Origin of the sequence: Acidovorax sp. LjRoot74 (assembly GCF_964254355.1) — a bacterium.
In the GTDB taxonomy this organism is placed as follows: Bacteria; Pseudomonadota; Gammaproteobacteria; order Burkholderiales; family Burkholderiaceae_C; genus Acidovorax.
The window spans coordinates 2,849,905-2,872,897 of the sequence record NZ_CAXUTI020000001.1 but is presented as its reverse complement, the minus strand read 5'-3'; the positions used below and the strand labels follow the sequence as shown (position 1 = coordinate 2,872,897).

General features: G+C 66.2%; 19 protein-coding genes. 13 read left to right on the top strand and 6 right to left on the bottom strand.

All coding sequences use genetic code 11. From position 1 onward, the window contains the following. The first annotated feature begins 53 nt into the window (after nt 1–53). Nucleotides 54–2,354 (top strand): putative bifunctional diguanylate cyclase/phosphodiesterase, encoded by a 2,301-nt coding sequence (locus tag ACSQ3O_RS13510; RefSeq protein WP_436139249.1) that lies wholly within the window; start codon nt 54–56, stop codon nt 2,352–2,354. Nucleotides 2,355–2,361: 7 nt separating this feature from the next. Here ACSQ3O_RS13510 and ACSQ3O_RS13505 read toward each other — a convergent pair whose 3' ends face one another. From ACSQ3O_RS13505 to ACSQ3O_RS13480, 6 genes are all read right to left on the bottom strand, one after another. Further along, the gene (locus ACSQ3O_RS13505) at nt 2,362–3,696 is read right to left on the bottom strand and encodes a TolC family outer membrane protein (RefSeq protein ID WP_436139248.1); all 1,335 of its coding nucleotides are present in this window, start codon (nt 3,694–3,696) and stop codon (nt 2,362–2,364) included. Nucleotides 3,697–3,770: 74 nt separating this feature from the next. Continuing rightward, entirely contained in the window at nt 3,771–4,124 is a 354-nt protein-coding gene (locus ACSQ3O_RS13500; RefSeq protein WP_436139247.1) for a rhodanese-like domain-containing protein, read from the bottom strand. Nucleotides 4,125–4,146: 22 nt separating this feature from the next. Next, on the bottom strand, nt 4,147–4,860 hold the full coding sequence (locus tag ACSQ3O_RS13495; protein ID WP_137745490.1) for a protein-L-isoaspartate O-methyltransferase family protein: 714 nt from the start codon (nt 4,858–4,860) through the stop codon (nt 4,147–4,149). Nucleotides 4,861–4,894: 34 nt separating this feature from the next. Then, nucleotides 4,895–8,077 carry an efflux RND transporter permease subunit gene (locus tag ACSQ3O_RS13490; RefSeq protein WP_436139246.1) on the bottom strand — a complete coding sequence of 1,061 codons (3,183 nt, stop codon included), beginning with the start codon at nt 8,075–8,077 and terminating at the stop codon, nt 4,895–4,897. A gap of 10 nt (nt 8,078–8,087) precedes the next feature. Further along, on the bottom strand, nt 8,088–9,278 hold the full coding sequence (locus ACSQ3O_RS13485) for an efflux RND transporter periplasmic adaptor subunit (protein ID WP_436139245.1): 1,191 nt from the start codon (nt 9,276–9,278) through the stop codon (nt 8,088–8,090). Nucleotides 9,279–9,280: 2 nt separating this feature from the next. Continuing rightward, entirely contained in the window at nt 9,281–9,985 is a 705-nt protein-coding gene (locus ACSQ3O_RS13480; RefSeq protein WP_298450816.1) for a TetR/AcrR family transcriptional regulator, read from the bottom strand. Nucleotides 9,986–10,216: 231 nt separating this feature from the next. Here ACSQ3O_RS13480 and ACSQ3O_RS13475 point away from each other — a divergent pair, with 231 nt between their 5' ends. The 12 genes from ACSQ3O_RS13475 (at nt 10,217) to ACSQ3O_RS13420 (ending at nt 22,985) form a co-directional block, all read left to right on the top strand. Next, nucleotides 10,217–11,029 (top strand): GntR family transcriptional regulator, encoded by an 813-nt coding sequence (locus ACSQ3O_RS13475; protein ID WP_436139244.1) that lies wholly within the window; start codon nt 10,217–10,219, stop codon nt 11,027–11,029. Nucleotides 11,030–11,075: 46 nt separating this feature from the next. Beyond that, on the top strand, nt 11,076–12,278 hold the full coding sequence (locus ACSQ3O_RS13470; protein ID WP_436139243.1) for an ABC transporter substrate-binding protein: 1,203 nt from the start codon (nt 11,076–11,078) through the stop codon (nt 12,276–12,278). Between the two features lie 96 nt (nt 12,279–12,374). Further along, nucleotides 12,375–13,247: a branched-chain amino acid ABC transporter permease gene (locus ACSQ3O_RS13465; RefSeq protein WP_436139242.1), complete on the top strand. Its 873-nt coding sequence runs from the start codon at nt 12,375–12,377 to the stop codon at nt 13,245–13,247. Then, entirely contained in the window at nt 13,244–14,215 is a 972-nt protein-coding gene (locus tag ACSQ3O_RS13460; RefSeq protein ID WP_298450825.1) for a branched-chain amino acid ABC transporter permease, read from the top strand. The genes ACSQ3O_RS13465 and ACSQ3O_RS13460 overlap by 4 nt, the downstream gene beginning before the upstream one ends. Beyond that, complete coding sequence (locus ACSQ3O_RS13455) at nt 14,205–14,966, top strand: ABC transporter ATP-binding protein (protein WP_436139241.1); 762 nt, start codon at nt 14,205–14,207, stop codon at nt 14,964–14,966. The genes ACSQ3O_RS13460 and ACSQ3O_RS13455 overlap by 11 nt, the downstream gene beginning before the upstream one ends. Next, entirely contained in the window at nt 14,963–15,679 is a 717-nt protein-coding gene (locus ACSQ3O_RS13450; RefSeq protein ID WP_137745483.1) for an ABC transporter ATP-binding protein, read from the top strand. Before ACSQ3O_RS13455 ends, ACSQ3O_RS13450 begins: the two co-directional genes overlap by 4 nt. 67 nt (nt 15,680–15,746) lie before the next feature. Beyond that, nucleotides 15,747–16,712: a tripartite tricarboxylate transporter substrate binding protein gene (locus ACSQ3O_RS13445; RefSeq protein WP_436139240.1), complete on the top strand. Its 966-nt coding sequence runs from the start codon at nt 15,747–15,749 to the stop codon at nt 16,710–16,712. After that, complete coding sequence (locus tag ACSQ3O_RS13440) at nt 16,709–17,995, top strand: 3-isopropylmalate dehydratase large subunit (RefSeq protein WP_436139239.1); 1,287 nt, start codon at nt 16,709–16,711, stop codon at nt 17,993–17,995. Before ACSQ3O_RS13445 ends, ACSQ3O_RS13440 begins: the two co-directional genes overlap by 4 nt. Further along, entirely contained in the window at nt 17,992–18,579 is a 588-nt protein-coding gene (locus ACSQ3O_RS13435) for a 3-isopropylmalate dehydratase (protein WP_436139238.1), read from the top strand. Before ACSQ3O_RS13440 ends, ACSQ3O_RS13435 begins: the two co-directional genes overlap by 4 nt. After that, the gene (locus ACSQ3O_RS13430; RefSeq protein ID WP_436139237.1) at nt 18,572–20,272 is read left to right on the top strand and encodes a hydantoinase B/oxoprolinase family protein; all 1,701 of its coding nucleotides are present in this window, start codon (nt 18,572–18,574) and stop codon (nt 20,270–20,272) included. Before ACSQ3O_RS13435 ends, ACSQ3O_RS13430 begins: the two co-directional genes overlap by 8 nt. Next, the gene (locus tag ACSQ3O_RS13425) at nt 20,269–22,353 is read left to right on the top strand and encodes a hydantoinase/oxoprolinase family protein (RefSeq protein ID WP_436139236.1); all 2,085 of its coding nucleotides are present in this window, start codon (nt 20,269–20,271) and stop codon (nt 22,351–22,353) included. Before ACSQ3O_RS13430 ends, ACSQ3O_RS13425 begins: the two co-directional genes overlap by 4 nt. Further along, the gene (locus tag ACSQ3O_RS13420) at nt 22,350–22,985 is read left to right on the top strand and encodes a cysteine hydrolase family protein (protein ID WP_436139235.1); all 636 of its coding nucleotides are present in this window, start codon (nt 22,350–22,352) and stop codon (nt 22,983–22,985) included. The genes ACSQ3O_RS13425 and ACSQ3O_RS13420 overlap by 4 nt, the downstream gene beginning before the upstream one ends. The last annotated feature ends 8 nt before the right edge of the window (nt 22,986–22,993 follow it).

Sequence of the window (22,993 nt, the reverse complement as noted above, 5' to 3'; positions counted from 1 at the left end):
AGTAAGCCGCAGTCGATACGATGATGTGAAACAACTGTATCTGGCGGTGTCCTGTGGTTCCTGTTCACGACCTGGGGGTTGCGGCTCTGGCCATCCTGGGCGTGGCGTTCCTGATCGGCTGGAGTGGCGCGCGCCTGAACCAGGCCACGCTCCTCTGGGGCATTGCCCACCTGTCGCTGGCTGGGGCCACATTCACCGGCTACCGCTACCACCTGCAGCCCGAATTGCAGTGGCTGGGGGTAGTGGCCACCTTGCTGACCGGCTTTTTCCTGGCCAGCTTGCATGGCGGCACCAACTTCCTGCGGGGCCGCATTATCGGCCCCGGCACCTTGATCGGGCGCAGCCTGGGGGCGGCGTTCCTCATCGCGGTGGTGGGCATCGGCGGCGACGAACATGCGGCGAGCATCCTGGTGCTGGGATTGAAGATGCTGGTTTATGGAGTGTCTGCCTACCTGTGCCTGCAAATGCACTACAGGTTGCTGGCAGTGGCGTTTGCGCTCAAGACGGGCGCATTTCTGCTGTACTTTCTGGAGCCGTCCACCATCGGCACGCCTTTTCAGGACCCTGCCATCCTGACCGTGGGCTGGATATCCAGCGTGCTCCTGGGGCTGGTGCTGGTGGATGCTGCGATTGCCCAGACGCGGATGCGGCTGTCCAACGTGATCAAGCACCTGCCCGACGCGCTGGTGGCCCGCAGGCTGGACGGCAAGATCCTGTTCTGCAACGACCGCTTTGCCCAGCTGGCGGGCCGCGCCTCCCCCTCCGAGCTGGAAGGCCAGCAGGTGCCGTTGCTGACACGGGAGCAGGAAGAGGCCGAGGCCATGTTCCGCAAGGTCAATGCCATGGTGCGGTCGGGGCCCTTGGACGAGCCCATGCGCCTGGAGCGCTCCATCACCCCCGCGCGGGGCGAGGCATTTCCGGCAGAGATCATTTTCTCCAGCTACATGGACCTGGGCTACCCCGTGATCCTGGGCCTGATCCGCGACCTGAGCGAGCGCAAGCGAGGCGAAGAAGAGCGGCTGCACCAGGCCAACACCGACCAGCTGACCGGCCTGCCCAACCGCCGGTTTCTCGAACAGCAGCTCGACGCGGTGCTCTGGATCGCGCAGCGCCAGCACACCCAGTGCGCCGTGCTGCTGATTGATCTGGACCATTTCAAGAAGGTGAACGACACCCTGGGCCATGCCTTTGGCGACGAGATTCTGCGCGACATTGCCCAGGCCCTGAGGGACCAGCTCAAACCCGGTGACCTGCTGGCCCGCCTGAGCGGCGACGAGTTTGCGCTGGTGATGGCGGGGTTGCCGTCCCTCATGAGCATCCTGGAGGTGGAAGCCCGCGCGTTGGCGCTGCTGCAGCTGATCCGGCGCCAGTTCAAGTCCGACGACATGGACTACCAGATTGAGGCCACCATCGGGGTCGCGTTCTCGGGCCGGGAGGGGCTTTCGGCCCCGGTGCTGCTGCAGCGCGCCGAGGTGGCCATGTACGAGTCCAAGGCGCGGGGGCGTGGAGGCTGGTGCTTTTTTGAATCCGACATGGACGAACGCCTGGCCGAATCCCTGCGGCTGGAATCGGCCCTGCGCCAGGCCGTGCCACGCGCGGAGCTGCGGCTGCACTACCAGCCCATCTACAGCTGCAGCACCGGCCGCATGGCCAAGGCCGAGGCGCTGGTGCGCTGGGAGAGCCCGCAACTGGGCTGGGTGCCGCCCGGGCGGTTCATCCCGGCGGCCGAGGAGTCTTCACTCATCCTGGAGCTGGGCCAGTGGATCCTGGAGGAGGCCATCCGCCAGGCGGCGCAGTGGCGTGCGCAGTCGAGCTTTGCGCCGGTGGTCAGCATCAATGTGTCGGTACGCCAGTTTGCGCAGCCGGGGTTTGAGAGCCAGGTGTTTGCGTTGCTGGACCGCTATGGCCTGCCGCCCTCGGGCATTGAGCTGGAACTGACCGAAACCCTGCTGGCCAGCGACCAGGAAAACCTGCCCGCACTGCTGCACCGTTTGCACGACGCAGGGGTGGGATTGTCGCTGGATGACTTCGGCACGGGCTATTCGTCGCTGAGCTACCTCTCGCGCTTCAGCCTCAACACCGTCAAGATCGACCGAAGTTTTGTGATGGGCCTACAGGAGAGCAGCCGCAACCATTCGCTGGTGCGCGCCATCATCTCGATGGCCCACAGCCTGCACCTCAACGTGGTGGCCGAGGGAGTGGAAACCTGGCGCCAGTACGAAATCCTCAAGGCCGAGGGCTGCGACTACCAGCAGGGCTATCTGTTGGGGCGGCCCATGGCGGCCGAGCAACTGCGCGCACACCCGCAGGTGGTGGCCGGGGAAGAGAGCAACATCCCCGACGCCGTCATCTAGGCCGCGCTTACTTCACCAACAAAGCGTTGATGGCTTCAACGTCCTGCTGCGTCAGCGTGCCTGCCGCCTGGCGCAGCTTGAGCGTGCCCAGCAGCACGTTGTAGCGGGCCTGGGCCAGGTCGCGTTTGGTCTGGAACAACTGGCTCTGGGCGTTGAGCACGTCGATGTTGATGCGCACGCCCACCTGGTAGCCCAGCTTGTTGGCGTCAAGCGCGCTCTGGCTGGAGGCCTCGGCGGCTTCGAGCGCCTGCACCTGGCCCTGGCCGGACTGCACGCCGAAGAAGGCGGCGCGGGTGGCCTGGGCCACATTGCGGCGGGCGGTTTCGAGATCGGCCGTGGCTTTTTCTTCCAGGGCCAGGGTTTCCTTGACGCGGTTTTGCACCGCAAACCCGGCAAACAGCGGCAGGTTCAGCGCCACGCCCACGCTGGCGGCGTTGCTGCGGCTGGTCACGCCGGGGGCGCTGACGGTTCCGTTGAGGTTGCGCGTGACGTTGTAGCCCGCCTGCAGGTCCACGGTGGGCAGGTGGCCGGTTTCGGCCTTTTTGGTTTCAAGGCGGGCGATGTCCAGCGCAATGGCGGCCTGGCGTACGGCGGGCTGCTGGTCGCGCGCGGTGTCCACCCAGGTGGTCACGTTGGCGGGTTGCACGCCGGGCAATTGCAAGGGCAGGGCCAGGGGGCGAGGCTGGGTGCCGGTGATGCCTACCAGCTGGTCCAGTGCCAGGCGTTTCACGCGCAGATCGTTCTCGGCCGCGATCTCCTGGGCAATCACCAGGTCGTAGCGGGCCTGGGCTTCGCGCGAGTCGGTGACGGTGGTGGTGCCGACCTCGAAATTGCGCTTTGCCGATGCCAGCTGCTCGGACACGGCGGCCTTCTGGGCCTGCACAAAGGTCAAGGTGTCCTGTGCGGCCAGCACGTCGAAGTAGGCCTGGCTCACGCGCACCAGCAGGTCTTGTGTGGCGGCATCGAGCTGGGCCTGGGCCACGTCCACGCCGCGCAGGCCTTGTTCCAGGTTGATGCGGTTGGCGGGCCGATACAGCGGTTGCGAGGCATTGATGCCCACCGTCTGGACCGTGCCGGTGTTCTCGATCTTGGGCTTGCTCAGCTCCACATTGCTGCGGGTGAGGCCGCTGGTCAGCGCGGCCGAGGGCAGCAGCCCTGCGCGGGCCTGGTCGGCCTTGCGGCCGGCGGCATCGAGCTGGGCGCGGGCCGATTGCCAGGCCGTGTCATAGGTGCGGGCCGACTCCACCAGCTCCAGCAGGCTCTGGGCCTGCGCCGGGGCGGTGAGCGCCGCGCCCAGCGCCAGGGTCAGAAGGGACAGGGAAAAAGGCCGGAATGCAGTCATGGAGGTCCTTCGGAAGGGTCTGCGGTTCGATGGAAGATGCGAGCGAGCGGGGCGGTGGGCGCCTTGGCAAAACCTCAGTAGCGGGGCACGCCCGGGTCGTTTTCGTGCGACCAGGCGTCGATGCCGCCGGTGATGTTGGCCAACTGCTCAAAACCGTTTTGCTGCAAAAAGGCCGCCACCCGCAGGCTGCGTGCGCCGTGGTGGCACAGGCAGGCAATGGGGCGCTGTGCTTCGCGGGCCGAGTCCAGCTCGGCCAGGCGTGCGGGCAGCTCGCCCATGGGGATGGCGACCAGCTCAAAGCCCTCAGCGCGCACGCTGGCGGTTTGCAGCTCCCAGGGTTCGCGCACGTCCAGCACCAGGGGCTGGCTGCCTTCGGGTGCCGTGGCAAACCAGGCAGACAGCTGGGCAGGGCGGACGTGATCGATCATGCAGAACTCCGAAGGATGGAAATCAGAAAGTGAAGCCAGAGGGCTCAGGGAAGTTCACCAGGCGGGGCGCAATGGTGTCCCAGGGCGAAGTGGTCTCGAAACGGTCGCCGGTGCGGCGGGTCAGGGTGAAGCGCATCACGGGCTCACCACCCACGATGGCGCCCAGGCGGCCGCCGTCTTTCAGCAGCGAGAGCAGGGCGCTGGGCACTTCGGCCACCGAGCCACTGAGGACGATCACATCAAATGGGCCGTCCGGAATCGCGTCGCGGGCGCCGTCGTTCTGGCGCACGTCGGCATTCTGGATGCCGGCATCACGCAGGTTTTCGCGGGCCATTTCGGCCAGCTCGGCATTGATTTCGAGCGACACCACGCGTTCGGCACGGTGGGCCAGCAGGGCGGCCATGTAGCCAGAGCCTGCACCGATTTCGAGCACGCGGTCGGTGGACTTGATTTGCAGGTCTTGCAGGACGCGGGCTTCCACGCGGGGCTGCAGCATGCTGTGGCCCAGACGCACAGCCTCTTCGGCATCGCTGCCCAGCAGGGGCACTTCGATGTCCATGAACGCCATGCTGCGGTAGGCCGGGGGCACGAAGTCTTCGCGGCGCACCACGGCCAGCAGGTCGAGCACGTCGGCGTCGAGCACGTTCCAGGGGCGGATCTGCTGCTCGATCATGTTGTAGCGGGCCTGGGCGACGGGGTCGCTGATGTTGGCGGACGTGTTCAGGGGCATGTTCATGGAATTTCTCCGTGGAGGGCTGGCGCCGGGATGTTCAGGACAAACCCTTGATTTTAGGCGCTGGCTGGCCACGCCCCATCTTTCGCAGTGCCCATTGCGCCAGATCGTCCATGTAGCAATACACCACAGGCACCACCACCAGGGTGAGCAGCGACGAGGTGATCACCCCTCCAATCACCGCCTGGCCCATGGGCGCACGCTGCTCGGAGCCTTCCGACAGCGCGAACGCGAGCGGCACCATGCCAAAAATCATGGCCAGCGTGGTCATGAGAATGGGGCGCAGCCGCACGCGGGCGGCCAGCAGCAGGGCTTCGGCGCGGGGCAAGCCGGGCACGGTCTGGCCTGCGTCGTTCACATGTTCTTCGCGGGCGCGGATCGCAAAGTCCACCAGAAGGATGGCGTTCTTGGTCACCAGGCCCATCAGCATCACCACGCCAATGATGGAGAACATCGACAGCGTGGATCGGAACATCAGCAGCGCCAGCACCACACCGATCAGCGTGAGCGGCAGCGAGGTCATGAGCGCCAGCGGCTGCAAGAAGCTCTTGAACTGGCTGGCCAGGATCATGTAGATAAAGATGATCGCCATGGCCAGCGCCGAGATGGCGTAGCCAAACGACTCTGCCATGTTTTTGGTGGAGCCGCCAAACTGGTAGCGGTAGCCCGGCGGGAAGGTCACGGTCTCCAGCGCCTTCTTGATGTCGTTCGATACTTCACCGGCCGAGCGCTGGGACACGTTGGCGTTCACGGCCACTTCGCGGGTCAGGTCGCGCCGGTTGATCTGGTTGGCGCCAGTGGATTCGGTCACGCGGGCCACCTGGTTCAGGCGCACGATGCGCGTGGTGCCGTCGGCGGCCGTGAGCGCAAAGGGCAGGCGCTCCAGGTCGGCGGGCTGGGTGCGGGCTTCGGGGGCCAGGCGCACGTTCACATCGTAGGTCTGGTCGTCGGGCGCACGCCAGTTGCCCACCGTGGAGCCCGCCACCAGCGTGCGCAGCGATGCCGCCATGGGCGCCACCGACAGCCCCAGGTCCGAGGCCACGTCGCGCTTGACTTCGAGTGCGATGACCGGCTTGTTGGGCTTGGCGCTGGTATCCAGGTCCACCAGGCCGGGAATGTCGCGGATTTTTTCGGTGACCACCTTGGTCAGGCGCTCCAGCTCCTGCAGGTCAGGGCCTTGCAGCGAGAACTCCACCTGCTTGTTGCCACCCACGGCATCCAGCAGGCCCACATGGGTGATGGTGATGCCGGGCACAGTTTTCAGGCGTTCGCGCAGCACTTCGGACATCTGGTCCACGCTGCGGCTGCGGTCCTTGCGGTCCACCAGGCGCACATAGATATTGGCGTAGATCTTGCCCTGAGCGCTGCCCGTGTTGATGGTGGACAGCGTGTAGCGCACCTCGGGCATCTCGCGCAGGATGCCTTCGACCTGCTTGGCCTTGGCCTCGGTGGCCTCCAGCGAAGAGCCCACGGGGGTGTAGAAATTGAGGCTGGTTTCGGAAAAATCGGCTTTGGGCACGAACTCGGTGCCCAAGAGCGGCACCATGACCACGCTCAGCACAAAGATCGCCACGGCAATGGCCATGGTGGCCAACTTGTGCACCAGCGACCAGCGCAAGATGTGCTGATAGCCCTCAGCCATGGCGTCGGTGGCGCGGTCAAACCAGCCGGTGACGCGGCCAATCGTCTTGTCGTACAGGGTGACGGGTTCTGTTTTCTGGCCGTGCGCGTGGATGCTCGGGTCGTGCCAGATGCTCGACATCATGGGGTCGAGCGTGAAGCTCACGAACATCGAGATCATCACCGCCGCGACGATGGTGATGCCGAACTCGTGGAAGAACTTGCCGATGATGCCGCCCATAAAGCCGATGGGCATGAAAACCGCCACGATGGACAGCGTGGTGGCCAGCACAGCCAGGCCAATCTCCTGCGTGCCGTCCATGGCGGCGTCATAGGCACCTTTGCCCATCTGCACATGGCGCACGATGTTCTCGCGCACCACGATGGCATCGTCGATCAGCAGGCCCACGCAGAGGCTCAGCGCCATCAGCGTGATCATGTTGATGGTGAAGCCGAACATGTTCATGAACAGGAACGTGCCAATCAGCGCGATCGGCAGGGTCAGTCCCGTGATGACGGTGGAGCGCCAGGAGTTCAGGAACAGGAACACGATGAGCACCGTGAGGATGGCGCCCTCGATCAGCGTCTGGCGCACGTTGTTCACCGCCACGCGGATGGGACGGGAGCTGTCGCCAATCGACTCCAGCCGCACGCCCGGCGGCAGCTGGTTCTTCAGCTCTGCCACGGCCGCGTTCAGGCCATCGACCACTTCGATGGTGTTTTCGCCCTGCGACTTCTGCACCGACAGCAGCAGGGTGCGCTGGCCGTTGTACAGGGCCAGGCTCTCGACTTCCTGGGCGCCGTCGTTCACCCGGGCCACCTGGTCCAGCCGGACGGGCGCGCCGTTCTTGCGGGCCACGATGATCCGGCCGAAGTCCTCGGGCCGCTCCATGCGGGCGTCGATCTGCACCACGCGCTCTTGCGCCAGCGAGCGGATCGCGCCCACGGGCAGGTCCTGGTTTTCGTTGCGCACGGCAGTGGCCACCTGCTCGGGGGTCACGCCAAAGGCTTCCAGCGCCTGCGGGTTCAGGTAGATATTGATCTCGCGCTTGGTGGCGCCCACCAGGTTCACGGCGCCCACGCCACGCACGTTCTCCAGGCGCTTTTTCAGCACCTGTTCAGACCAGGTGGTCAGCTCGACAGCACTGCGGCCGGATTTTTCATCGGGCAACACGGCCAGCGACCACACGGCGCGGCTGGCGGGGTCAAAGCGCAGCACACGCGGTTCCTTGACCTCGGTGCGCAGGTTGGGGCGCACGGTGGCCACCTTTTCGCGCACATCCTCGGCGGCCTTGCGGCCGTCGATGTGCAGCTGGAACTCGATGATGACAACGGCCGTGCCCTCGTAGCTGCGCGAGGTGAGGGCGTTAATGCCCGCGATCGAGTTGACGCCTTCCTCAATCTTCTTGGTGACTTCGCTCTCGACAATTTCTGGTGACGCGCCGGGATAGTCCACGGTGACCACCACCACCGGGAAGTCGATGTTGGGGAACTGATCGACCTTGAGGCGCTGGTAGGAGAACAGGCCCAGCACGACGATGGCGAGCATCACCATCGTGGCGAACACGGGGTTCTTGAGGCTGACTTTGGTGAACCACATGGCGGGGCGCTCAGGGGGCCGTGCGGGATGCTGCAGACAATGCAGGAGCCGCAGCCGCAGCGGCGGCAGGTGTGGCGGCAATCGATACGGCTGTGCCTTCGCGCAGCTGGCCCATGCGGCCAGCAATCACGGGCGTGCCCGCAGGCACCCCTTCCACCGCCACCAGGGTCTGGCCATTGACCACCGCGCGTGTACCTGTCTTGACCTCGGCATAGGCCACGCGGCCATCCTTCAGCGTCTGGAGGTAGGGCGCGGGCTTGTCGGTGCGCACGGCATCCAGCGGCACGGCCAGCACGTCGGCGCGGCCGATGTCGAGCGTGCCTTGCACAAACAGCCCCTGGCGCAGGGGTGTTGCGTTCTGGGTCTGTTCCACGCGCAGGTACACCGGCACAGTGCGGCTGCCTGCCTGGGCGCTGGGGTTGATGCGCACCACGGTGGCCACCACCGGGGCAGGTACCCCTTCGACGGAAAGCTGCGCCTTCTGGCCCACGCGCACGGCCACGGAATCGGCGGGGGTCAGTAACGCCTCCAGCTCCAGGCGCGACAGGTCCACCACCTCGATGATGCGGGCGTCCACCGCCACGCGCTCACCGGGCTGGGCCAGGCGCTGGGCCACCTGGCCGCTGATGGGGCTTTTGAGCACGGTGTCTTCCAGCGCCTTGCGCGCCACATCGGCCGCAGCCACGGCCGCCTGGTAGCTCGATTGCGCAGCCTCCAGGCTGGCCTGGGAGGTGACCAGCGCGGTGGATGAAATAAAGCCCTGGTCCACCAGTGCCCGGTTGTTGGTGTACTGGCGCTGGTTGATGTCCACCTGGGATTTGGCGGCATCGGCCTGCTGCTGGGCCTGGCGCAGGCGGGCACGGGCCTCGGTGGGGTCGATGCGCGCCACCTCCTGTCCCACCTTCACGCTGTCGCCCTCGCGCACTGTGAGGCCCTGCAGCTCACCGCCCACCCGGGCCTTGACCATGGCCGAGTCCACCGCGCGCAAGGCGCCAGACACCGGCACACCCAAGGCCAGATTGGCTGGCGACACCCGCAACACCTCGTCAGCGCCCAGTTGTAGCGGTGCTGCCACACGCTGCGCAGCGGCCTCGCCCAGGGCCTTTTGCTGCGCCTGCCGCGCGGCCATGGCACGCCAGACGCCACTGCCCACCAACACAACGGCGATGGCTGCTGCCATCCAGGGAATCCAGCGTTTCATGATCAGACGGGGGTTGAGGGGGAGGAAGAAGGGGAGGGGGACGTGGCATCGGGCCGCACACACAGCCCCTGCAGGATGTTGTCGGCCTGCATGTCGATGTACTGCTCGGGCGTCATGCCCAAAGCATCGGGCACGCAGGCGCCCACAGAATGCTTCCACAGCATCAGGAAAATCATGGGCGCCAGCACCAGGTACACGGCGTAGTCCGGGTTCATGGGGCGAAACTCACCCCGCGCCACACCCCGCTCCAGAATGCGCCGGATCAGCGCCTGGCCAGGAAGGATCACTTCCTGCTGGTAGAACTGGACGATCTCGGGAAAGTTTTGTGCTTCGCTGAGCATCAGCTTGGTGATGCCCGACGCCTTGGTGGCGCCGATGCGCTCCCACCAGACTTGGTAGCAGTAGCGCAGCACCTCGCTGGTGGTGCCCGCAAAGTTCTCCAGCTCGTCGCTCCATTCGGCAAACCGGCCGGCGATGTTCTCGCGCACCACGGCTTTGAACAGCTCTTCCTTGCTGGGGAAATACAAAAACAACGTGCCCTTGGACACCCCGGCCCGGGCAGCCACTTCGTCCACCCGTGTGGCGGCAAAGCCTTTTTCCACAAACAGGTCGAGCGCGGCCTCCAACAGCTCACCGGGGCGGGCTTCCTTGCGGCGCTCGCGCTTGGTGCTGGTCGTGGCAGTGGAAGGCACAGGGGTGGGGGTCAAACCGGGTATTTTTAATGACTGACTGGTTAGTAATGTAGCCAATGCCCGTGGGAGCGTCAATGCGGCCACGCCATACGCTGTCAAAAAAGCGCCCGTTTTGTCTTGCAGCAGTCCTCGCTGGCACGTTGGTTGCAAGCACTCGGTGCAATGCACCGACCGCACAAATGTCCGCAGGTTGGTAGATTTCAAACCTAAATGTCTTATTGACAGGACATTAGAACCATTCCTAATATGGCCCCCATGCCGTCCAACAACCTGCCGCTCCCCAAATACCACCAGATCTATCTGGTGCTGCGTGAGCAGTTGCAGGAAGGCCGGTTTGCCGATGGCCTGCCAGGCGAGCTGGCGCTGATGCGGCAGTTCGCCGTGGCGCGTGTCACGGTGCGCCGCGCGCTGGAGCTGCTGCAGGGCGAGGGCATGATCTCCCGCGAGCCTGGCCGGGGCACCCGGCCGGTCCCTCCCGCTGCAGTCCATGCCAACGACGCAGGTGGCGACGGCGAAAACAGCCGTGCGCACCTCACCGGCCTGCTGGAGAATCTGGTCAGCATGGGCCTGCGCACCTCCGTCAAGGTGCTGGATGTGGATACCGTCACCGCGTCCCGCGCGGTGGCCGGGGCACTGAACATTGCAGTGGGAGACGCCGTACAAAAGGCGGTGCGCGTGCGTAGCACCAAAGAGGGGCCGCTGTCGCATATCACCACCTATGTGCCTGCCGACATCGCCCGCCAGTTCGGGCGTCGCGAGCTGGCACGCAAACCCATCCTGGTGCTGCTCGAAGAATCCGGCGTCAAGGTAGGCCGCGCGCACCAGACCATTTCGGCCAAGCTGGCCGATGCCGTGGTGGCGCGGCACCTTGATGTGTCCGTGGGCTCGGCGTTGCTGGCCGTGCGCCGCCTCATTTATGACGACCAGGAGCGACCGGTGCAATGGCTGCACGGGTTGTACCGGCCTGACCGCTACGAATACGAAATGCAGCTGTCCCGCGTGGGCAGCATCGATGCCAAGGTCTGGGTCAGCAAAGAGCTGTCGGCCCAGTTCCACTGAATTTCATCCCCCACCTCAACCCTACCTACCTGCCAGGAGAATGCCCATGAGTACTCGCCGCCATTTCATGACCCAGTCGGCCGCCGCCGCGTCGGCACTGGCCTTCCCGCTGGTGGGCGGTGCCCAGGCCAAGTCCGTCAAGGTAGGGGTGCTGCACCCCGTGACCGGCGCACTGGCCTATTCGGGCCAGCAATGCCGTGAAGGCGCGATGATGGCCATCGAGGACATCAACAAGGCGGGCGGCATCAAGGCCCTGGGCGGTGCCAAGCTCGAAGCCCTGCTGGGCGACGCGCAGTCGCAGCCCCAGGCCGGTGCAGCCGAAGTGGAGAAGATGAACGAAGCGGGCGTTTCGGCCGTGGTGGGGGCATTTGCCTCGGCCATCTGCCTGGCCACCACGCAGGCCGCCGCCAAGTACAACCTGCCCCACATCGTGGATGTGGGCGTGGCGGACCAGATCGTGGAACGCGGTCTCAAGAACACCTTCCGCTTTGGCCCCGGCTACAAGAAGTGCGCCGAGACGGCCGTGGCCAATCTGCATGTGCTGAACGCCGCCGCAGGCAAGCCTGCCAAAACGGTGATGATCATCCACGAGGAATCGCTCTTCGGTACCGGCACCGCGCAGTTGCTGGCGCGCGAGCTGCCCGGCTATGGCTACGAGGTCAAGGAGATCGTCAAACACGCCAACCCCACGCGCGACTTCAACAACATCGTGTTGCGCATGAAGGCGATCAACCCCGACATCGTCATCCCCGCCAACTACTACAACGAGTACGCGCTGCTGGTGCGCACCATGCAGCAGCAAAAGGTCACGCCCAAGGCCATCTATTCGGTGCTCGGCGGAGCGGCGTCGAGCTACAAGTTCGTCAAGGAGTTTCCGGACGCAGCCAACGGCATCATCGACTGCAACCACTGGTTCAACCCCAAGGACAAGCGCGCGCAGGACCTGAAGAAGCGTGTCGAAGCCAAGGGCCTGTTCTTCAGCTACGAGCTGTTCATGACCTACACCTCGATGTGGCTGCTGGCCGATGCGCTGGAGCGCGCCAAGTCGATGGACCGCGCGGCCCTCATCGACGCACTGGAGAAGAGCACCTTTGCCGATCACATCATGCCGTACGGCCCCACCAAGTTTGTGGCCGGGCAGAACCAGGGCGCCCAGCCGCTGATGACCCAGGTGTTGAACAAAGACATCAAGGTCATCATCCCGCGCGACTACCGCGAAGCGGACCCGCTCTTCCCGCTGAAGGCCTGACACCCACCACTTTTCAGCCCTGATCGCAGGGGCTGCGGGGTGCCTCTCACCGAGGCGCCAGGCCGCGCCTTTGCCTGATTGGCGCCCATTCCCTCCATGTTCGACCTCAGCATCCTCTTTCCGTCGGTCCTCAACGGCCTGACCACGGGCGCGGTGTATGCCCTCATCGCGCTCGGGCTCACCTTGATCTACGGCGTGCTGCACATCATCAACTTCGCGCACGGTGCGTCGCTGATGCTGGCGCTGTACGCGGTGTACCTGCTCAAGCAGCACTTCGGGCTGGACCCATATCTGGCGCTGCCCATCCTGGTGCCTGGCATGTTCGCCCTGGGTTATGCGCTGCAGCGCCTGGTCATCAACCGCGCCAGCCACGGCAAGGACGAAAACATCCTGCTCGTCACGCTGGGCATTTCCATCGTGATGGAAAACCTCGCGCTGCTGTTCTTCAAATCCGACACGCGCACCATCGAGACGGCCTACACCCTCACCACCGTGGCGGTGGGGCCCGCCATGATCGCCTTGCCCAAGCTGGTCGCCTTTGCCGGTGCGCTGGTGGTGTCGGCCGTGCTGCTGTGGATCGTGGGCCGCACCGACCTGGGCCGCGCCATCCGCGCCGTGGCAAAAGAGAAGCACGGCGCCAAGCTCATGGGCATCAATGTGGACCATGTGTATGCCATGAGCTTTGGTATTGGTCTGGCCTGCCTGGGTGCTGCCGCCTGCTTTCTGCTGCCCGCGTACTACGTGAACCCGCAGGTGGGCAGCGGCTTCGTGCTGGTGGCGTTCACCATAGTGGTGCTGGGCGGCATGGGCAACTTTACTGGCGCGCTGGTGGGCGGTCTGCTGATCGGCGTGGTGGAGTCGCTGGGCGGCCTGTACCTGGGTGAATCGCTGGGCCAGATCGGCATCTTTGCCATCTTCATCGCAGTGTTGCTGTTCCGCCCGCAGGGCTTGTTTGGAGCCAAGGCATGAAGCAGCTTGCAAGCATTGGATTGTTTGCCGTTGTCGTGGCGGCCATCGCAGCGTTTTCCGACTCTGGCGTGTTGCTCAACTTCGTGATGATGTCGCTCTACGCGGCGCTGCTGGCGCAGGCGTGGAACATCCTCGGGGGCTTTGGCGGTCAGTTCTCGTTCGGGCACGCACTGTTCTTCGGCACGGGCGCCTACATCCAGGCCATTGCCCAGATGCAAGGGGGCATCAACCCCTGGATGGCATTGCCCATGGCGGTGGCTGGTAGCGCGCTGGTGGGGCTGTTCGTGGGCGGGCTGTCGTTCCGCTACGGGCTCAAGGGCTCGTACTTTGCGCTGGTCACGCTGGCCTTTGCCGAGGTGTTTCGCATCCTGGCGCTGTCGGTGCCGTTCACCGGCGCAGGCGTGGGGCTGATGCTGCCGCTCAAGGAGTCGCTCTCCAACATGCAGTTTGGCTCGCGCAAGGGCTTTGTCTTCCTGATCCTGGCGCTGGTCACGCTGGCACTCCTGGTCAGCTGGTGGCTCAAGAACTCGCGCTTTGGTGCCTGGCTGCAGGCCGTGCGCGACAACGAAGACGCGGCGCGCGCCATCGGCGTCAATCCATTCGGCGTGAAGATGGGCGCCATTGCCCTGTCGGGCGGCTTCATGGGGGCAGCCGGGGCGTTCTATGTGCAGGTGTTCCAGTACATCGACCCAGGCATTGCCTACGGTTCGGTCACGTCGGTAGAGGCCCTGGTGGCGGCCATCGTGGGTGGCATTGGCACCGTCTGGGGGCCTGTGCTGGGTGCGCTGGTGCTGCACATCCTGGCCGACGTCACGCGCAACCTGTTCGGCCAGCTGCCCGGCATCAACATGGTGATTTACGGCGTGGTGCTGGTGCTCATCGTGATGTTCCTGCCCCGTGGCATTGCGGGCATCGGGCAGTCGGTGGTGGCGGTGTGGAAACGTTCGGGAGGCCGCCATGGCGAATGACCTGTTGCAGCTCAGCGGGCTGAGCAAATCCTTTGGCGGCCTGAAAGCCGTGCAAAACGTAAGCCTGGCGGTGCCTGAGGGTTCGTTGACCGCGCTGATCGGCCCCAATGGGGCAGGCAAGACCACGCTGTTCGCGCTGATGTCGGGCTTTGTGCGGCCCGACACAGGCACCGTCCGCTTTGCGGGCCAGGAGATCACCGGCCAAGCCCCGCACCTCAATGCCAGGCTGGGCATGACACGCACCTTCCAGATCGTGCAGCCCTTCGCGGCACAAACCGTGCGCGAAAACATTGCCGTGGGCGCCCACCTCAAAGAGCCCAACCGCCGCGCAGCGCTGGCGCTGGCCAGCGACGTGGCGGCCCGCGTAGGCCTGGCCCCGCAGCTGGACAAACCCGCAGCCGACCTCACGGTGGCGGGCCGCAAGCGCCTGGAGCTGGCGCGCGCCCTGGCCACCCGGCCGCGCCTGCTGCTGCTCGATGAAGTGCTGGCTGGCCTCAACCCCCAGGAGATTGCCGAGATGATTCCCGTGGTGCGCGGCATTGCCGATGGTGGCGTGACCGTGTTGATGATCGAACACGTCATGCAGGCCGTGATGAACCTGGCCGAGCATGTGTGGGTGCTGGCCCAGGGCCAGCTCATTGCGCAGGGCAATCCGGCGCAGGTCACCTCGGACGAGCGGGTGATCGAGGCCTATCTGGGCCATGGCACCGCCGCCCGTTTACGCGCCGCCGCACCGCAGGAGGCTGTATGAGCACCTCTCCCTTGCTGGAAATCACCGGCCTGCGCGGCGGCTACGGCCGGGTAGAAGTGCTACGGGGTGTGGATCTGCAGGTGCTGCCTGGCGAAACTGTGGCGCTGCTGGGCAGCAACGGCGCAGGCAAGTCCACGCTCAACAACGTGGTTTGCGGCATCTACAAGGCCTGGGCGGGCAAGGTGGCGTTTGATGGGGCCGACCTCAGCGGTGCCCACTACACCGACGTCGTCAAGGCCGGCCTGATCCAGGTGCCCGAAGGCCGCAAGATCTTCCCCAACCTGAGCGTGATGGAGAACCTGGCGCTCGGCAGCTTCACCCGGGCGCGCGAGCGCCGGGCCGAGAACATTGAAAAGGTATTTGCCACCTTCCCACGCCTGAAGGAGCGCACCCTGCAGCTCGCCGGCACCATGAGCGGTGGCGAGCAGCAGATGCTGGCCATCGGCCGTGGAATGATGGCTGAGCCGCGCCTGCTCATCCTTGACGAGCCTTCGCTGGGGCTGTCGCCCCTGCTGGTCGAAGAGATGTTTGGCCTGATCCGGCAGCTGCGCTCCACAGGCCTGGCGGTAATGCTGGTGGAGCAGAACGTGGGCCAGTCCCTCGAAATCGCCGACCGAGCCTACGTGATGGAAAACGGAAGCATCCGCTTCTCGGGTGCCCCCGCCGACTTGCTGCGCAGCGACGACCTGCGCCGCGCCTATCTGGGGCTGTGATGCCTGCACTTGCCCCGCAAGCCACCACCCCGCAAGTCACAAAACCACAGGATTGGAGACACACCCCATGACTTCACGCCGTCACATCTTGGTTGCCCTGGGCGCCGCGCCCGCCCTGTGGCAGGGCCCGCTGGCGCTGGCCCAAGGCAACACCCCCATCCGCATCCTGGTGGGTGCCCCGGCCGGCGGCTCCACCGACACGCTGGCGCGCACCCTGGCCATCGAAATGGGCCGCCTGCTAGGCCGCACCGTCATTGTCGAGAACCGACCTGGCGCGGGCGGCAACATCGCGGCCGACGCGGTAGCCAAGGCCGCGCCCGATGGCAATACCCTGCTGATGAGCTTCACCAGCCATGCCATCAACGCCAGTCTGTACAAGACCCTGCCGTTCGACCCCATCAAGGACTTCACGCCGCTGACCTGCGTGGCGACCTCGCCCTCGGTGCTGGTGGCCAACCCCTCTGTGCCCGCCAAGGATGTGCGCGAACTGATCTCCCTGGCCAAGGCCAAGCCCGGCAAGCTCAACTTTGCCATCGGCGCCGTGGGCTCGTCCCTGCACCTGGCTGGGGACGCGTTCAAGATGCAGTCGGGTGCTTACATCGTCAACATTCCATACCGGGGCACCGCGCCCGCGCTGCAGGATGTGCTGGCCGGACAGGTGGAACTGATGTTTGCCGCCGTGGGCAACGCCCAGGCGCAGATCCGCGCGGGCAAGCTCAAGGCGCTGGGGGTGACCAGTGCACAGCGCCTGCCTGCGTTCCCCGATGTGCCCGCGATTGCCGAGGTGTTGCCGGGCTATGAGTCCAGTGCCTGGTTCGGGCTGTTTGGCCCGGGGCAGATGAACCCGGAGCTGGCCAAGCGCATCAGCGATGCCGCGCGCCAGGCGATCGCTTCGCCCGATGTGAAGCGGCGCCTGGAGCACGAAGGCGCCGTGCCTGTGGGCAACAGCCCCGAGGAGTTTGCGCGTTTTGTGCAGGCCGAGATTCAGCGCTGGGCCAAGGTGGTGCAGTTTTCCGGAGCCAAGCCCGAATGAGCCTCCCATCCAGCCCCCCGAGCACGCTGGCGCAGAAGCTCGTGGCCCGCGCCAGTGGCCGTGACCGCGTCACGCCGGGCGAGATCGTCAATTGCCGTGTCGATCTGGCCATGTTCCACGACTCGTCCGGCCCGCGCCGGCTCAAGCCCATGCTGGAAGAGCTGGGCGCCCAGATCTGGGACAAGCGCCGCGTGGTCCTGGTGATGGACCACTACCTGCCCGAGCGCGACGACGAATCCCGCCGCATCGTGCGCATCGCCCGCGACTGGGCGCGCGAGCAGGATTTGCCCCATGTGTACGACGGCCAGGGCATCTGCCATGTGGTGGTGCCCCAGCACGGCCACATCCGCCCTGGTATGTTCTGCGTGGGCGGCGACTCGCATTCGCCCACCGGCGGCGCGTTTGGCGCCTACATGTTTGGCATTGGCAGTACCGAGATGCTGGGCGTGGTCGTGACAGGTGAAATCTGGCTGCGGGTGCCGCACACCCTGCAGATGCACTGGAGCGGCCAGCTGGCTGCAGGCGTGACTGCCAAGGACATGATGCTGCACATGATCGGCCGCTTTGGCATGAACGGTGGCCAGTACCAGGCCGTGGAATTCGCCGGGCCCGCTGTGCAGGCGCTGGGCATGCAAGAGCGCATGACCTTGTCCAACATGAGCGCCGAGCTGGGCGCACAGGCCGGGCTGATTGCTCCCGACGCCACGACAAGCGAATGGCTGCGGGCTGCGGGTGTGCCAGATGCGGACCTGCAGGGGCTGGATGCCTGGCGCACGGACGAAGGCGCTGACCTGACGCGCCACAGTTTCGACGCCGCCACCCTCACGCCCCAGGTCGCCGCCCCGCACAGCCCCGCCAACGCCGCGCCCGTGGCGCAGCATGCAGGGCAGGGCATCGACGTGGCCTATATCGGCGCCTGTACTGGCGCCAAGTTGGACGACCTGCGCGCCGCCGCCAGCGTGCTGCGTGGCCAGCGAGTGGCCCCCGGCGTGCGCCTGATGGTGGCGCCAGCCAGCCAGCGTGACCAAGCTGCGGCCCAGGCCGAAGGCGTGCTGCAGGTGCTGCAAGACGCAGGGGCCGAGCTGTTTCCCACCACCTGTGGTGCCTGCGCGGGCTATGGCGACACGGTGGGCGACGCCACCAACGTTATCTCCAGCACGGCGCGCAACTTCAAGGGCCGCATGGGCTCGCCCACGGCGCAGGTGTACCTGGCCTCGCCCTACACGGTGGCGGCCTCGGCCCTGCGTGGCTGCATCACTGATCCCCGTGAGGTACTCGCATGACGACCACACACCGCATGGCCGCAGCGCCGGGCCGCCCCCAACAAGGCCCGGCCCCCTCGGGGGGCAGCGAACCACGCGCAGTGGGGAGCGTGGGGGCACGAGTCTGGAAGTTGGGTGCCGACATCGACACCGACGTGCTGGCCCCCGGCCACGCCATGAAGCACGGCATCGACGTGCTGGCGCGCCACTGCCTCGAATCCGTGCGCCCTGACTTTGTGGCGGGCGTGCGCAAGGGCGATGTGATCGTGGCCGGACCCAACTTTGGCATTGGCTCGTCGCGCGAGCAGGCGGCTGCCGTGCTGGTGCGCCTGGGCGTGGCGGCGGTGATTGCGCCGTCGTTCAGCGGCCTCTACTTTCGCAACGCGTTCAACCTGGGCCTGCTGCTGCTGACCTGCCCCGAGGCCGACGCCATCGGGGAGGGGGAGGGCATTACCCTGAACGAACAAACACCGTCGGTCACCACCGCCCAGGGGCGTGTGCTGGCCTGCGACCCGATTCCCCCGTTTCTTTTGGACATGGTGCGCGCCGGTGGGCTGATGAACCAGCTGCGCGCCCGCTTTGGCAAGGAGCTCCTGCATGGCTGAACACACACCCACCCCGCCGCCCATGGACCCAGTTACCTTGGCCGTGCTGCGCGGGCGGCTGGAACAGATCGCTGACGAGATGGACGCCACGCTGTACCGCAGCGCGTTCAATCCCATCATTGCCGAGGCGCACGACGCCTGCCACGGTCTGTACGACGCCACCACCGGCGACACGCTAGTGCAAGGCAAGTCTGGCCTGCCGGTCTTCGTGGGTGCCATGGCGTTTGCCGTGCGCGCGGCCATGCGGGCGGCGGGCGAGCGCGGCGGTATCACGGCGGGGGATACCTGGCTGTTCAACGACCCCTACGAGGGCGGCACCCACGCCAATGACTTCAAGCTGGTGCGCCCGTTCTTCCGCAACGGCCAGCTGTTCTGCTTCTTGGCATCGGCCGCGCACTGGCACGACGTAGGCGGCAACGTGCCTGGCAACTACAACCCGGCCGCCACCGAGTGCTGGCAAGAGGCGGTGCAGATTCCGCCCGTGCGCATCGTGCGGGGCGGTGTGTTCGACGACGACGTGCTCGCTATCCTCAAAGCCAACACCCGCCTGCCCGACAGCCTGTGGGGCGACCTGAACGGCCAGCTGGCCGCGCTGGATCTGGGCGAGCGCCGCCTGCACGACCTGCTGGACCAGTATGGCGACACCCAGGTGCAGCAGGCCATGGGTGAGCTGCGCACGCGCGCCGTCAAGCTCATGCAGTCGCACATTGCGGCGTTGCCCGACGGGCGTTACAGCTTCAGCGACATCCTGGACAACGACGGCGTGAAGGACGAGCCGCTGACCATTGCGCTCGACATGACCGTGCAGGGCGACCGCCTGACGCTCGACTTCTCGCGCACCTCGCCGCAGTGCGCGGGCCCGGTCAACATCTCGCGCGCCACGGCCATTGCGGCGTGTTATGTGGCGCTCAAGCACTTGTTTCCTGATGTACCTGCCAATGCCGGCGTGCTGGACGCCGTGGACTTTGTGCTGCCCGAGGGGCTGGTCATCAGCGCTGCGCGCCCACGCCCCGTGGGCGGATACACCGAAACCATTTTGCGCATGATCGATGTGATCTTCAGCGCCACCGCGCAGGCTGACCCGAAGCGCGCCATGGCCCAGGCCTACGGCACCATCAACGCGCTGTCCATCGCTGGGCTGCGCACCGATGCCGCGCGCAAGGGCCAACGCTGGGTGATGTTCAGCTTCTTCGGCGGCGGCCACGGCGGGCACAGCGATGGCGATGGCCTGAGCCACGGCAACGCGCCCATCTCGACCGCCACTATCCCGCCGCTCGAAATTCTGGAGGCGGCGTACCCCGTGCGCTTCACGCAATGGGCGCTGCGGCCTGACTCGGGCGGTGACGGCCAGCACCGGGGCGGCCTGGGCGCCATCTATGAGATTGAGCTGCTGGAGCAGGATGCCGAGGTGTTCATCTTTGGCGAGCGCGGCAAGGCCGCGCCTCAAGGCATTTCGGGCGGTAGCGCCGGTTCCATGAACGTCTTTAGCTATGAAAACGATAGTGAATGGAAGCAGCCACCCATGCGTTCCAAGATGATTGGCATCCGCCTGAAGCAGGGCGAGCGCGTGCGCCTGGAAACCCCCGGCGGTGGTGGCTACGGGGCCGCGGCCGCGCGGGATGCGGCAGCGCGTGAGAAGGATCTGGCGATGGGCTATGTGAGCGCCCCCGCCGTAATGAAAGGCAAGGCATGAGCAGCGGCAAGGTTTCGGACAAGGCTTTGAACGAGGCGTCCTATGTGGTGGGCGTGGACGTGGGCGGCACTTTCACCGACCTGTTCGTGCTGGACGAGCGCGATGGCAGCGCCCGCATCGTTAAGGTGCCCAGCACCCGGGGCGAGGAGGCGCGCGGCTTCATGAATGGCGTGGCGCGTGTGGCTGACTCGGCCGGGCAGATCGCCACCATCGTGCACGGCACCACCGTTGGCACCAATGCGCTGCTGGAGCGCAAGGTGGCGCGCACCGGCATCATCACCACGCGCGGCTTTCGCGACGTGCTGGAGATGCGCCGCCGCGACCGGCCGCAGACCTGGGGCCTGCGTGGCAGCTTCGAGCCCATCGTACCGCGCGACTTGCGGCTGGAGGTGGACGAGCGCGTGCTGGCCGATGGCACGGTGCACACACCGGTGGATGTGGAGCAAGTCAAGGCGCAGGCGCGCGCACTGCTTCATGCTGGCTGCGAGGCCGTCTGCGTATTCTTCATCAACACCTATGCCAACCCCGCCAACGAACAGACCGCCGTGGCCGCCGTGCGCAGCGTGTGGCCCAACCCGCATGTGACGGCCGCCAGCGAAGTGCTGCCCGAAATCCGCGAATTTGAGCGCTGCTCCACCGCCACGCTCAATGCATCCCTGCAGCCCGTGGTGGGCAGCTACCTGGAGCGGCTGGAGGGAGACCTGCGCACGCAGGGCTTTGGCGGCGAGCTGCTGATCGTGCAAAGCAATGGCGGCGTGATGTCGCGCCAGACAGCCTGCGATGTGCCGGTGCGCACCGCGCTCTCGGGCCCTGCGGCGGGGGTTATTGCCTGCGCGGCCATCGCGCGTGCGGCAGGCTTCCCCGATGTGATCACGGGCGACATGGGCGGTACCTCGTTCGACGTGTCCCTCGTGGCCAAGGGGGAGGCGGCGTTGGCCGCACAGACGGCCATTGAATTTGGCATGGTGGTGCGCTCGCCCATGATCCAGATCGAGACCATTGGCGCGGGTGGTGGCTCCATCGCCTCGGTGGATGCCAGCGGCATGCTGCAGGTGGGGCCCGAGTCGGCCGGCAGCATCCCCGGCCCAGCCTGCTATGGCCGGGGCAACACCCGCCCCACAGTAACAGACGCCAATGTGCTGCTGGGCCGCATTGCCGCCGACCGCCCCCTGGGCGGTGGTCTGCTGGCCGCCATGGACGCACAAAAGTCGCGCGACGCCATCGAGACCCATGTCGCCAAGCCCCTGGGCCTGGATGTGATGGCATCGGCCGAAGCCATCCTTACGGTGGCCAACGCCAAGATGGCGGGCGCCGTGCGCGTGGTGTCCATCGAACGCGGGCACGACCCGCGCCAGTTCGCCTACATGCCCTTTGGCGGTGGCGGTGCGCTGCATGTGTGCGCCATGATGCGCGAGGTGGGTGTGGGCACGGGCATCGTGCCGCGCTACCCCGGCGTCACCTCGGCCCTGGGTTGCGTGATGGCCGACATGCGCCACGACGCGGTGCAGACGCTGAACAGGCCCTTGGCTGACCTGGACGTGGCCGACCTGCGCCAGCGCGTGGCCACGCTGGCCGCCACCTGCCAGCAGCGGCTGGATTCGGCGGGCGTGAAGTTTGTCGAAGTGCAGGAGGTCATCGCGCTCGACATGCTCTACGCCGGGCAGACGCACACCGTACAGGTGCCTGTGGCGGCCGACGCGCTAAGCCATGACGGTATCCGCGCGGCGTTCGAGGCCGCCTACCGCGCCGCCTTTGGCCGTGTGCTCGACGGCATTGCCGTGCGGGTGATGAACCTGCGCTACGCCCGTGTCGGCGTGCGCCCCAAGTTCGACCTGACGGTGCTGGCCCCGCAGACCACCACCGTGAACCCATCGCTGGGCGTGCAGCGCGTGTTTCACGCCGGCCGCTGGTGGGACGCCGCGCGCCACGCACGCCTGGACCTGCCCGTGGGCACCCGCATCGACGGCCCGGCCATCCTGGAGCAGCCCGACACCACGGTGTGGCTGGAGCCTGGCTTCAGCGCTACGGTGGACCCGCTGGGCAATCTGCTGGTGCGGACTGACGCGGGGGACGGAGCATGAGCCACGACGCCATCGACCCGCGCCACACCGCGCTGGTCATCATCGACCTGCAAAACGACTTTCTGGCGCCGGATGGCGCCTATGCACGCGGTGGCGCCGTGAGCGCAGCCGCCCAAGCCTTGTCGCCCCGGGTGGCAGCGGTGGCCCAGGCGCTCAAGGCGGCGGGCGGCATGGTGGTGGGCAGCCAGTTCACCCTGTGGCCCGACGCGCAGGGCGAGCCCATGGTGTCGCCGCACCTCAAGGCCTTGCGCCCGTTTCTGCGCCGTGGCGACTTTGCCCCCGGCAGCATAGGCCAGGCCCATGTGCCCGAGATCGCACCCTGGGTGGACGTGTCGGTGTGCAAGGTGGCGTATTCGGCCTTCTTCAACACCCAGCTCGACTGGGTGCTGCGCCGCGCGGGCATCACCACCGTGGCCGTGTGCGGCATCGTCACCAACGGGGGCGTGGCCAGCACGGTGCGCGATGCGCACATGCGCGACTACCAGACCCTGGTGCTGTCCGACGGCTGCGCGGCCTTCAAGCAGGAAGTGCACGACACCTCGGTGGCCGACATGGCCAACGTGGCCCAGATGCTGACCTGCGCCGACTTTGCGGCCGCCGTGACTGCCGCTGTTGCGGCCCCTTCCGAATGAATGCACCC